The sequence below is a fragment of the Streptococcus oralis SK304 genome, from assembly GCF_000287715.1.
Taxonomy (GTDB): domain Bacteria; phylum Bacillota; class Bacilli; order Lactobacillales; family Streptococcaceae; genus Streptococcus; species Streptococcus oralis_Y.
This window is the reverse complement of sequence record NZ_ALJN01000021.1, coordinates 1-13,433: the sequence shown is the minus strand read 5'-3', so window position 1 is coordinate 13,433 and position 13,433 is coordinate 1. Positions and strand designations below refer to the sequence as shown.

The window sequence follows — 13,433 nt, the reverse complement described above, 5'->3', positions numbered from 1 at the left end:
GAGAAGATGTCAAAAAAATTTCTATATTACAAAGCAATCAACTGGAATGAGATTGAGGATGAATTAGATAACGCTACGTGGGAGAGAGCGACATCGTTATTTTGGCTAGACAATCGAATTCCAATTGAAAATGACAAACCTGCTTTTAATCGTTTGTCGGCAGAGGAGAAGCAGGAATTAAATCGCTCGCTGATCTTTCTTGCAAATTTATCAACTTATCAGTCGTTAGAGGCGGAGGAGTTTATACGGCATAGTGAACGCTCGCAACAGGAGGTTGCTATTGTAAACAATCTACAGTTCACTGAAATGGTAAATACCAAGGCCTATAATACTATTTTATACTCCTTTAATGAGGACGAGCAGGAGGTGGCATCCTTATTTGAGTGGGTAGATCAGCATAAATTGGTAGTGGAGCGACTAGAAAGAGTCGATACGGTATATCATAGTAAAAATGCGATTCAGAAGCGCTTTATGGCTACTTGTGTGGAAGGAATTATGACTTATAGTCAACTTGCTTTTTTGATGAAATTGAGGATTCAAAAGGGCTTTACTAATCTTGGCGAAATGGTGAAAATGATTCTCTTGAATGAGTCATTGCATTGTGACTATCTGATACATAAAGTCAATCTTCTTTTGGCAAGAATGGATAGAGCTGACCAAATCTCATTTCAAACCTGGGCTATTGAAATGATTGATAGAATCTTAGAAACAGAGGGGAAGATTATTTGTGAACTTTATGTAGATGCTGACATTCAAAAATTGGCGCGGAGCCTTGTACAAAGAGAAGCCAATCGTTTGTTAGAGAGTATCGGGGTTGAAGAGAGATACCCAGTTGATAGAGAGATTCCCTCCACACTTGATCGAGTGTTGAACAGATTGAGAAAGCACGAGCTTCTCGGGAAGATGTCTATCCATAGGATAGAAGAATCGCGTGATGATGATTATAATTTTTGAGGAGGATTTACATGTTACATCGGACATTGAATTGGAAAGAAGTTGAGGACGAGTTAGACGACTATGTTTGGGATAAAGCCACGGCACAATTTTGGATTGATACTCGTGTTCCAGTATCAAATGATTTGCTTGATTGGAAGCAATTATCAGATCCGGAAAAAGAGGTTGTCAAGAAAGCGGTAGGGGGCTTGGCTTTGCTTGATACGCTTCAATCTGAAGAGGGGTTGTATTCTATTAAACAGCATGTTCGAACTCGCAAGGAGAGAGCGGTTCTGAGTGATTTTACATTTATGGAATCTATTCATGCTAAGACATACGGTACCATATTGATTTCGTTAAATACTTTTAAGGAAATTGAGAAAATATATGATTGGATGAATCAGGATCCTAAAATGCAGTATAAGGCCCAAAAGATAAATGAGATGTATCAGCATGGAACCCCTCTACAGGTGATGGTTGCGAGTGTGTTTTTAGAAGGAATCCTATACTATAGCAACTTTTTCATACCGCTTTGGTATCGTGGACAAAATAAACTGGCTAATCTAGCAGAGTTAATCAAATTAGTAATTAGGGACGAATCTGTACATGGGACTTATCTGGGATATAAGTTTCGCTTAACTTTTGATGAGCTCTCAGAGGCAGAACAATATGAGTTCACAACTTGGATGTATCGTTTTTTAGATGATCTTTTAGAAAATGAGTTTGCATATACAGATGAAGTCTATGCACCTATTGGTTTGGCAGAAGAAATAAAGGTATTTGTTAAATACAATGCCAATAAAGCGCTACAAAATATGGGTTTTCAAAGTTATTTTTCGAATATCACAGCGTCTGATGTGAATCCAATTGTCATGAATGGTATTTCGATTGAAACTGCTAATCACGATTTCTTTTCTCAAGTGGGTGCGGGGTATCTAATGGGAAATGCAGAAGCAATGCTAGATGATGACTATGATTTTTAGAATAAACGAAACAATAGGAATCTCTACTTAATTTTTTCATAAGTTTGTTTCAAAACGCCTTTAGTTTGTGTATATCTTTTGGAGGCGTTTTTTTTTATACTGAACATGAAACTTGTTTGAAAGAGGAAAAAATACTATGATTTATTCGAAAGAAATTGTTAGAGAATGGCTGGATGAAGTAGCAGAGCGTGCCAAGGACCATCCGGAGTGGGTGGATGTCTTTGAGCGTTGCTATACAGACACCTTGGACAACACGGTCGAGATTTTAGAAGATGGTTCAACTTTTGTCTTGACTGGGGATATTCCTGCCATGTGGCTTCGGGATTCGACAGCCCAACTCAGACCCTACTTGCATGTGGCTAAAAGAGATGCCCTCCTGCGTCAGACTATTGCAGGTTTGGTTAAGCGTCAGATGACCTTGATTCTCAAGGATCCTTATGCCAATTCCTTTAACATTGAGGAGAACTGGAAGGGGCACCATGAGACTGATCACACAGAGCTTAATGGCTGGATTTGGGAACGAAAGTACGAGGTGGACTCGCTTTGCTATCCTTTGCAACTGGCTTATCTCCTTTGGAAAGAGACTGGCGAGACCAGTCAGTTTGATGAGACTTTTGTCGCAGCGACCAAGGAAATTCTTCATCTGTGGACAGTGGAACAAGACCACAAGAACTCTCCTTATCGTTTTGTCCGTGATACGGACCGCAAGGAAGATACTCTGGTAAATGATGGCTTTGGACCTGACTTTGCAGTGACTGGTATGACCTGGTCAGCTTTTCGTCCGAGTGATGACTGCTCCCAGTATAGCTATTTGATTCCGTCCAATATGTTTGCCGTAGTTGTCTTGGGGTATGTGCAAGAAATCTTTGCAGAATTGAATCTAGATGATAGCGAGAGTATTATTGCATACGCTAAGCGTCTCCAAGCAGAGATTCAAGAAGGCATCGAAAATTATGCCTACACCACCAATAGTAAGGGCGAAAAGATTTACGCCTTTGAAGTGGATGGTCTAGGAAATGCTAGCATCATGGATGATCCAAATGTACCAAGTTTGTTGGCGGCGCCTTATCTGGGCTATTGCGATATTGAAGACGAAGTGTATCAAGCCACACGCCGTACCATTCTGAGCCTTGAAAATCCATATTTCTACCAAGGAGAATACGCTAGCGGTCTCGGAAGTTCTCATACCTTCTATCGCTATATCTGGCCGATTGCCCTTTCTATCCAAGGCTTGACAACAAATGATAAGGCAGAGAAGAAATTCTTGCTGGATCAGCTGGTTGCTTGCGATGGAGGCACAGGTGTTATGCACGAAAGCTTCCACGTGGACGACCCAACTCTCTACTCTCGTGAATGGTTCTCCTGGGCCAATATGATGTTCTGTGAGTTGGTCTTGGATTATCTAGATATTAGCTAATCAGTTCTTTAGTTAGATAGAAATAAAAATTTAAGTTAGAATGAGGTTTTACTTCATGGAAAATGTTGTAGTTCATATTATCTCACACAGTCACTGGGACCGTGAGTGGTACTTGCCTTTTGAAAGCCACCGGATGCAGTTGGTGGAGTTGTTTGACAATCTTTTTGATCTCTTTGAAAATGACCCTGAGTTCAAGAGTTTCCACTTGGATGGACAAACTATTGTCCTTGATGACTACTTGGAAATTCGCCCTGAAAATCGCGATAAAGTCCAAGGTTACATCGACCAAGGCAAACTCAAAATTGGTCCCTTTTACATCTTGCAGGATGATTACTTGATTTCTAGCGAAGCCAACGTCCGTAATACCTTGATTGGTCAAGCAGAATGTGCAAAATGGGGCAAATCAACCCAGATTGGTTACTTCCCAGATACCTTTGGGAATATGGGACAAGCGCCTCAAATCCTTCAAAAATCAGGTATTCACGTGGCAGCCTTTGGACGTGGTGTGAAGCCGATTGGATTTGACAACCAAGTCCTCGAAGATGAGCAGTTCACGTCTCAGTTTTCAGAAATGTACTGGCAGGGTGCAGACGGAAGTCGTGTCCTCGGTATCCTCTTTGCCAACTGGTATAGTAATGGGAATGAAATCCCAGTTGATAAGGATGAAGCCCTGGCCTTTTGGAAACAAAAACTGTCAGACGTGCGTGACTACGCTTCAACCAACCAATGGTTGATGATGAACGGCTGTGATCACCAGCCTGTACAGCGAAATCTGAGCGAAGCTATTCGTGTGGCCAATGAACTCTTCCCAGATGTAACCTTTGTGCATAGTTCCTTTGATGACTATGTCCATGCAGTAGAAAGTGCTTTGCCAGAGCAGTTATCAACGGTTACAGGTGAGTTGACAAGTCAGGAAACAGATGGCTGGTACACACTTGCCAACACTTCTTCATCACGCATTTACCTTAAACAAGCCTTCCAAGAAAATAGCAACCTCCTAGAACAAGTGGTGGAGCCATTGACTGTCATCACTGGTGGGCACAACCATAAGGACCAGTTGACCTATGCTTGGAAAGTCCTTCTACAAAATGCGCCACATGACAGTATCTGTGGCTGTAGTGTGGACGAGGTTCACCGTGAGATGGAAACACGTTTTGCCAAGGTCAACCAAGTTGGAAACTTCGTTAAGACCAATCTTCTCAATGAGTGGAAGGGTAAAATTGCAACCCACGAAGCGCAAAGCGACCATCTCTTTACTGTCATTAACACAGGTTTGCATGACAAGGTTGATACGGTCAGCACCGTGATTGATGTGGCGACTTGTGATTTCAAAGAATTGCACCCAACAGAAGGCTATAAGAAGATGGCAGCTTTGACCTTGCCAAGCTACCGTGTCGAAGACTTGGAGGGGCATGCTGTAGAAGCGAAAATCGAAGATTTGGGAGCTAACTTTGAGTATGATTTGCCAAAAGACAAGTTCCGTCAGGCTCGTATCGCTCGACAAGTGCGCGTGACAGTGCCTGTTCATCTGGCACCACTTTCTTGGACAACCTTCCAATTGCTCGAAGGAGAACAGGAACACCGTGACGGTATTTACCAAAATGGAGTGATTGATACGCCATTTGTAACGGTCAGTGTGGATGAAAATATCACAGTCTACGACAAGACAACTCATGAAGCTTATGAAGATGTTGTTCGCTTTGAAGACCGTGGTGACATTGGAAATGAGTACATCTATTTCCAACCAAAAGGAACAGAGCCTATCTACGCTGAGCTGAAAGGCTATGAGGTCTTGGAAAATACAGCTCGTTTTGCTAAAATCTTGCTCAAGCATGAATTGACAATTCCAGTAAGTGCAGATGAAAAACTGGATGCGGAACAAAGAGGCATCATCGAGTTTATGACGCGTGAAGCTGGGCGCTCAGAAGAATTGACAACCCTTCCTCTGGAAACAGAGATGACCGTCTTTGTTGACAATCCACAAATCCGCTTCAAGACTCGCTTTACTAACACAGCCAAGGACCACCGTATCCGTCTCTTGGTTAAGACTCATAACACGCGTCCAAGCAATGACTCTGAAAGCATCTATGAGGTGGTGACACGACCAAACAAACCAGCTGCTTCTTGGGAAAATCCTGAAAATCCACAACACCAACAAGCCTTTGTCAGCCTTTATGATGATGAAAAAGGAGTGACAGTGGCCAATAAAGGATTGCACGAGTATGAAATCCTTGGAGACGATACCATTGCTGTGACCATTCTTCGTGCCTCAGGTGAGCTAGGTGACTGGGGTTACTTCCCGACACCAGAGGCTCAGTGCTTGCGTGAGTTTGAAGTTGAATATGCTCTTGAATGCCACCAAGCACAAGAACGCTTCTCAGCCTTCCGTCGTGCCAAAGCCTTCCAAACGCCATTCACTAGTCTTCAGGTTGCTAAACAAGAAGGAAGTGTTACAGCGACTGGTAGCCTCTTGAGTCATGCGGCACTCAACTTACCACAAGTTTGCCCAACAGCCTTTAAAGTGGCGGAAAATGAAGAAGGATATGTACTTCGTTACTACAATATGAGTCAAGAAAATGTGCGTATATCAGAACACCAACAAACCATTTTGGACTTACTTGAGCGACCATATCCAGTTCATTCAGGACTCTTAGCGCCACAAGAAATTCGTACAGAATTGATTAAAAAAGAAGAAATCTAACAGTTTTAAAGTGTTTTATAACTAATGCTATGAGATAGAAAGGAGGGGCGAAAGAGTAAGGATTGACTACTGATTCGCCCCTTTTTTGGTGAAAATATGACCATTGCAACCATTGATATCGGAGGGACTGGGATTAAGTTTGCCAGTCTGACTCCTGATGGAAAAATACTAGATAAGACAAGTATCCCAACACCAGAAAGCTTGGAAGATTTACTGACTTGGATAGATAAATGCTTGGCAGAGAGAGATTATAACGGCATTGCCATGAGCGTTCCAGGCGCGGTCAATCAAGAAACAGGTGTGATTGAGGGAATCAGTGCGGTACCCTACATCCATGACTTTTCTTGGTATGAGGCTCTTGCTCATCATCAGCTGCCTATCCATCTAGAAAATGATGCCAACTGTGTTGGACTTAGTGAACTGCTAGCACATCCAGAGCTTGAAAATGCAGCCTGTGTCGTGATTGGGACTGGAATCGGCGGAGCTATGATTATCAATGGCAAACTTCACCGTGGTCGCCACGGCTTAGGTGGTGAGTTTGGCTATATGACAACCATTGAACCAGCTGAAAAGCTCAACAACTGGTCGCAACTAGCATCTACAGGGAACATGGTTCGATACGTAATTGAAAAATCTGGTCAGACTGACTGGGACGGCCGCAAGGTTTACCAAGAAGCTGGAGCTGGCAATGCCCTTTGCCAAGAAGCCATTGAGCGTATGAACCGTAATCTGTCGCAAGGTTTGCTCAATATTCAGTATCTCATCGACCCAGACGTCATTAGCCTGGGAGGCTCTATCAGCCAAAACCAAGACTTCATCCAAGGCGTCAAAAAAGCTGTTGATGCATTTGTCGAAACCTACGAAGAATACACGGTCGCACCAGTTATCCAAGCTTGCACCTATCATGCAGATGCCAATCTCTATGGTGCCCTTGTCAACTGGCTACAGGAGGAAAATCAGTGGTAAGATTTACAGGACTTAGTCCCAAACAAGAGCAAGCATTAGAGTTGCTTAAAAAGCATATTTCGCTAGCAGATGTAGAGGTAGCAGTCGCTCAGTCTGACCAAGCCTCTATCTCTATCAAGGGTGAGGGAGGCCACTATCTACTGACTTATCGCAAACCTCACCAACTTTACCGCGCCTTGTCTTTGTTAGCAACAGATCTAGCAGAAGGTGATAAGGTAGACCTTGAAGAACAAGCTGCTTATGAAGATTTGGCTTACATGGCAGACTGTTCGCGAAATGCAGTGCTAAATGTCGCTTCTGCCAAGCAGATGATTGAGGTCTTGGCTCTCATGGGCTACTCAACCTTTGAGCTTTACATGGAAGATACTTATCAGATTGAGGGGCAACCATACTTTGGTTACTTCCGTGGAGCCTATTCAGCAGAGGAGTTGCAGGAAATCGAAGCCCATGCCCAGCAGTTTGATATGACCTTTGTGCCTTGTATCCAGACCTTGGCCCACTTGTCGGCCTTTGTCAAATGGGGTGTTAAAGAAGTGCAGGAACTTCGTGACGTGGAGGATATTCTCCTTATCGGCGAAGAAAAGGTTTATGATTTGATTGATGGGATGTTTGCCACTCTGTCTAAACTGCAGACTCGCAAGGTCAATATCGGGATGGACGAAGCCCACTTGGTTGGCTTGGGACGCTACCTCATCTTGAACGGTGTTGTGGACCGTAGTCTCCTTATGTGCCAACACTTGGAGCGCGTGCTGGATATTGCTGATAAGTATGGTTTCCACTGCCAAATGTGGAGCGATATGTTCTTCAAACTCATGTCAGCAGATGGCCAGTACGACCGCGATGTGGAAATTCCTGAGGAAACTCGTGTCTACCTAGATCGTCTAAAAGACCGTGTAACCTTGGTTTACTGGGATTATTACCAGGATAGCGAAGAAAAGTACAACCGTAATTTCCGCAATCACCACAAGATTAGCCAAGATATCGCCTTTGCAGGTGGTGCTTGGAAGTGGATTGGTTTTACCCCACACAACCATTTCAGCCGTCTAGTGGCTATCGAGGCCAATAAAGCCTGTCGTGCTAATCAGATCAAAGAAGTCATCGTAACTGGTTGGGGGGACAATGGTGGGGAAACTGCCCAGTTTTCTATCCTGCCAAGTTTGCAAATCTGGGCAGAACTCAGCTACCGTAATGACCTAGACCGTCTGTCTGCTCACTTCAAGACCAATACAGGTCTTTCGGTTGAAGACTTTATGCAGATTGACCTAGCCAATCTCTTGCCAGATCTACCAGGCAATCTCAGTGGTATCAATCCCAACCGCTACGTCTTTTATCAGGATGTTCTCTGCCCTATTCTTGACCGACACATGACACCTGAACAGGACAAACCTCACTTTGCTCAAGCGGCTGAAACTCTTGCTTCTATCAAAGATAAAGCAGGCCTCTACGCCTATCTCTTTGAAACTCAGGCTCAGTTGAACCAGATTTTAAGCAGTAAAGTGGATGTGGGACGACGCATCCGTCAGGCCTACCAAGTAAACGATAAGGAAAGTCTACAAGAAATTGCAAGACAAGAATTGCCAAAACTCAGAAGTGAGATAGAAACCTTCCACAAACTCTTTAGCCACCAATGGCTGAAAGAAAATAAGGTCTTTGGCTTGGATACGGTCGATATCCGTATGGGCGGACTCTTACAAAGGATTAAGCGAGCAGAAAGTCGCATCGAGGCTTATTTAGCAGGTCAGCTTGACCGTATCGAAGAATTAGAAGTCGAAATCCTACCATTCAACGATTTTTATGGAGACAAAGACTTTGCAGCCACAACAGCCAACCAGTGGCACACCATTGCGACCGCTTCGACGATTTATACGACTTAGGAGTAGAATATTGACAAACATCTTCTTTATAAAAAGAAGATGTTTTTGCTTAAATATAATATTTAAAAATAGATAAAATATAGGAAGTGGGGGATATTTGATAGAATAACATATTCAGCAATACATGTGCTTAAAAGCTATATGAATCAAGAATTTTATTAAATTAGGTGGTAGATTTTAACTGTATCAGTTGAATTATCAGAAGTCAAAATGTATAATGTAAAATAGAGGTTTTCTATGCGTAGAGGTTGTAAAAGTCCATTTCTAATAAAATAGTCATATGTCAAACTTAGAAAGGAATATAGAAAGTGAAAAGTTTTAAAATTTACAAGGGAAGACATGAAAAATTTTCTCTACGAAAGAAAAATGTTGGACTTGTTTCGATTGCAATCGCTAGCTTGGCGATATATGGAGTAGCGCTTGGCACACCAACTGTACAAGCAGATGAAAACAACAATCTGAGCAGTCTAGTAGAGACTAGCTCGATAACCAATGTAAAATCAGAAAAAAATAATTCTCAGCCAGCAGTTGTGGAGCCAGAGAAAGTAGCTTCAACCACAGAAGTTAAGGAAACAGAAAAAGCTGCTAGTCCAGCACCAACTGTTGAACAAGCAGAAAAGAAAGTGTCAGTTTCAAAAACTGCCCCTGAAGTGGAAGGAGCAGACAAAAAATCCGTAGCGCCTTCAAACTCGACGGCAGTCGCAAAAGAAAATCCAGCACCTGTTGAGTCTAAGCCAGTTGAAAAGTCTGCTGATGGGCAAACAACAGCTACTCCTCGTTCGACTGCTCCGGTACGTACGCGCAGAAGTTTGCAACAAAACCCAACTCAAATCTCGAATTTTTCAGTAACGGTTACGACTAAAGATGGAACTGTTATGCGTTCAGGTGATACAAAACCTTTGCCTGCTCAAGAAGTTCCCTTTGACAAGGTTCAAATGGACTTTAAAATCATACAAGATGGGACGCTGAAAAAAGGTGATGTTCTCCGTATTCCAGTCAAATTGGGAAATAATGCCTACGGTGCTTACTATGCAAATCTTGGTTCTGGAACAGCAGAGCGTATCGAGGGTGTTGGAACAATTAAATTTGTGCATTCAGATCCCAATAATTTGGCCTATGAAATTACATTAGACCAAAGCTTCCAAGATATGCCTCAAAATACTGAAAAGACGGTATCGGTTACTCAAAAGGCAGCGACTATTGGGAAATTTACAGCAAAATCAAGTTATGAAAATATTATTTTAGAAATAAATGGCAATAAATTTACTTTTAAACCAAAACCAAGGACATTTGAGAAAGCACAGGCCCCTTTTGCTGTTTATAATAGCGCAAGTAGCGATAGAGCGAATTCAATAAAAATAGGCACTTCAACTGGAGATGCAAATTATTATAATAATTTATTGTCAAGCGATGGTACCAACCCTGGACAAACAGGAATTCCAAATGGTGATATCATTTCTGTCCATCGTATAAAACCAGGTAATGGGTCAAAAATTGTTAGTATCAAACCAGACCTTAAAAGATATACTTCTACTTTAGCAATTAGTGAGGATGGAAAATATCTTGTTAAAGGAGATACTTCAACTTCTATTAGCATCAATTCAGACCCAGATAACAAATTAGTTGAACTGCCAGCAAATTCAACTGATGAAGAGATTATTAAGGCATTAAAACAAGCGGGTAAAAACTCTTCGGTTGTTATTGATAATGGAGATGGGACCTACACAGTTGCTATTAATTTAGGAAAAATGACAGGAAATGGTGCTACTACCTATCATGATATTTGGCCAACTGACGACTATGCTCAAATGGGCGATCAATATCAGGAAATCAACAGAACAGAAGAAGTCAATAAAAAAGTTAGTGCTATTTTAAAGGATGCTAGTGTCATTCAAGGAACTGGGCATTCAACACGAATTACTTTTGCAGATTCCTCAATTAAGAATACTATAACGAATGAGTCAAGAAGTTATAGTTATAACGTTGATGACAATGGTAATGTAACTAAGCTTAAAGAAGAAACGATTTCTGCCACAACAACCCCATCCGTTGCGCGTGCTGAAGGTCAGAAGAAGATTACAATACACTATGTCGATACAAACGGCAAGGAAATTGAAACTCAGGACTATAAATATGGTTATCCAGCAGGAGGAACTGCCACTCCAACCCCTGATTATAACGCTAGCCCAAAAACAATTACAGGCTATACACTTGTAACAGCTGATACGGCAATCGCGTCGTATGGTACACAGTTAAAGACTACTAAACAAATTCCATTCACTAGCAACGACCAAGAATTTTATTATGTCTATTCAGCTAAAAAATCTAGTGCCAAAGTTACGTATATTGACGATGATACTAATGGAGGAAAAGTTCTTGAAACGAAGGATTTGAATGGTTTTTATGGGCAGACTGATCCTTATCGAACAGCTGAAACCATTAAGACGTATACCGATCAAAATTATGAACTTGTTTCAGACAATTATCCAGCAAATGGTGTGACTTACAATGAAAATCTTCAAACCTTTGAAGTTCATTTGAAACACAAAAAGACTTCAGTAGCAGAAGAAAAGACGGTTAAGGAAACTATCCATTATACATACGAGGGCGGTGCACCAGCAGCTCCAGACCACACTAGTAGCTTAAAATTCACCAGAACAGCAACAACTGACCTTGTTACAAATATTACAACTGGTGATTGGACGGCGGAAAATGGAACAAGTTTTGCAGCCGTAACATCACCAACAATCAAAGGTTACACTCCAGACTTAGCAGAGGTTCCAGCAGTTGACAATATTACGGCTAACAGTTACAATATCGAAAAGACAGTTGTTTACAAAGCTAATCCAGCTAGTGCAAAGGTAACTTATATTGATGACACAACAGGTGAAACGCTTGAAACGAAGGATCTGAATGGACTTTATGGTCAGACTGACCCTTATCAAACAGCTGCCACTATTAAGAAATATACCGATAAAAATTATGAACTTGTTTCAGACAATTATCCAGCAAGCGGTGTGACTTACAATGAAACTCTTCAAACCTTTGAAGTTCATCTACGTCATAAGGGAGCTGCAGTTCTAGAAACAAAGACAGTCACAGAGACCATCAAGTATGTTTATGAAGATAACACACAGGCAGCGGATACGAAGGTTCAGACTTTGAAGTTCTATCGGATTAACACCAAGGATCTGGTGACTAATAAGATTGTCTATAAGGGTCCTTGGATCCTGTCTACCGGAACCTTCCCAGAGGTAGTTTCTCCAAAGATTGATGGTTATACACCAGATAAGGCAACTGTAGCAGCCGTTGAACAGATTACGGGAGATAGCGCAGATATTGAAGAAACGGTTACCTATAAAGCAGATAAGCAAAAAGTAACCTATACCATCATTGACGACACTGCCCAAAAAACGCTGAAAGATAAGGAAGTACTTACCAGCGGAGGCTCTGATACTCCTCTTCCAGACAGTGCTCGAGAAAAATATGATTTAATGGTGAATGCTTATCTAGCTCAAGGTTATGAATTGGTTTCGAAAGACCAGCTTCCAGCTAAGTTTGACCTTGACAGTAGCCACGATCAAAATGTGGTTGTTCACTTGAAGCATGGTACAACTGATATCCAAGAAAGCAAGTCTGTAAACTTGACTGTTCGTTACCATGGTGCTGGCGGACAAACACCAGCAGATAAGGTGCAAACAGCGATTTGGACTCGTACCGTAACAAAAGATAAGATCACAGGCACAGAGGTTTCAACAACACCTTGGACAAGCGACAAAGTAAACTATGATGCTGTTCCGTCTCCAATGATTCCTGGTTATAGCGTGGATGTCGAGACGGTGCCGTCTGAAGCAGTTACTCAAGAGAATATTGTTAAGGATGTATATTACACAATCCAAACGCAAAAAGTTACTTATACAGTTGTAGATGAGACAACAGGTCAGACTCTGGAAAATCAAGTTGAATTGACAACAGGCGAGTCTGGTGCTGCTCTTCCAGCTGCAGCACAAACGAAATACGACACCGTAGTCGCAGGCTACTTAACACAAGGTTACGAAGTGGCTTCTAAGGATGAATTGCCAGCCCAATTTGACACTGACAGCAGCGTGGACCAAAACGTGGTGATTCGCTTGAAACACAAAGTGTCAACTTCTACAGAAACCAAGACTGTAACGCAAACGATTAACTACGTCTACGAGGATGATAATACACCTGCAGCTCCAGAGAAGAAAGCTAGTTTGACTTTCACTAGAGAAGTGAAAACAGATGAAGTGACGAAGGATGTTACACCGGGGGCTTGGACACCATCTACTGGCACCTTCCCAGAGGTAGTTTCTCCAACTGTTGATGGCTACACACCAGATAAGGCTAAAGTTGACGCAGAAAACGTAACTGCTGATCAGGCTGACATCAAGGTTACGGTTAAATTCAAGGCAGATAAGCAAAAAGTGACTTATACAGTTATTGATGATACAACTAATACCACTTTGGAAGATAAGCAAGAGCTTACAAGTGGGAACTCTGACACTCCTCTTCCAAATGGTACAGAAGCGAAGTAT

7 protein-coding genes are annotated in these 13,433 nt (G+C 42.0%); all 7 read left to right on the top strand.

Annotation, left to right across the window (positions count from 1 at the left end; all coding sequences use genetic code 11):
* Positions 1-6 precede the first annotated feature (6 nt).
* Positions 7-954: a ribonucleotide-diphosphate reductase subunit beta gene (locus tag HMPREF1125_RS11025; protein ID WP_000037405.1), complete on the top strand. Its 948-nt coding sequence runs from the start codon at positions 7-9 to the stop codon at positions 952-954.
* Between the two features lie 11 nt (positions 955-965).
* Positions 966-1,916 carry a class 1b ribonucleoside-diphosphate reductase subunit beta gene (nrdF, locus tag HMPREF1125_RS11020; RefSeq protein WP_000903202.1) on the top strand — a complete coding sequence of 317 codons (951 nt, stop codon included), beginning with the start codon at positions 966-968 and terminating at the stop codon, positions 1,914-1,916.
* A gap of 136 nt (positions 1,917-2,052) precedes the next feature.
* A complete protein-coding gene (locus tag HMPREF1125_RS11015; protein WP_000640501.1) occupies positions 2,053-3,333 on the top strand; it encodes a glycoside hydrolase family 125 protein in 1,281 nt (426 codons plus the stop codon).
* Between the two features lie 55 nt (positions 3,334-3,388).
* A complete protein-coding gene (locus tag HMPREF1125_RS11010; protein WP_000432723.1) occupies positions 3,389-6,034 on the top strand; it encodes an alpha-mannosidase in 2,646 nt (881 codons plus the stop codon).
* 96 nt (positions 6,035-6,130) lie between these two features.
* Complete coding sequence (locus tag HMPREF1125_RS11005) at positions 6,131-7,000, top strand: ROK family protein (RefSeq protein ID WP_000150700.1); 870 nt, start codon at positions 6,131-6,133, stop codon at positions 6,998-7,000.
* Complete coding sequence (locus tag HMPREF1125_RS11000) at positions 6,994-8,874, top strand: beta-N-acetylhexosaminidase (protein ID WP_000251377.1); 1,881 nt, start codon at positions 6,994-6,996, stop codon at positions 8,872-8,874. The genes HMPREF1125_RS11005 and HMPREF1125_RS11000 overlap by 7 nt, the downstream gene beginning before the upstream one ends.
* Positions 8,875-9,182: 308 nt before the next feature.
* Positions 9,183-13,433, top strand: a 4,251-nt coding sequence (locus HMPREF1125_RS10995; protein ID WP_000834570.1) for a mucin-binding protein, incomplete at its 3' end; no start/stop codon positions are given.

Coding starts and splice junctions, on each gene's coding strand:
- HMPREF1125_RS11025 (WP_000037405.1), top strand. CDS start 7: ATGTCAAAAAAATTTCTATATTACAAAGCAATCAACTGGAATGAGATT.
- nrdF (WP_000903202.1), top strand. CDS start 966: ATGTTACATCGGACATTGAATTGGAAAGAAGTTGAGGACGAGTTAGAC.
- HMPREF1125_RS11015 (WP_000640501.1), top strand. CDS start 2,053: ATGATTTATTCGAAAGAAATTGTTAGAGAATGGCTGGATGAAGTAGCA.
- HMPREF1125_RS11010 (WP_000432723.1), top strand. CDS start 3,389: ATGGAAAATGTTGTAGTTCATATTATCTCACACAGTCACTGGGACCGT.
- HMPREF1125_RS11005 (WP_000150700.1), top strand. CDS start 6,131: ATGACCATTGCAACCATTGATATCGGAGGGACTGGGATTAAGTTTGCC.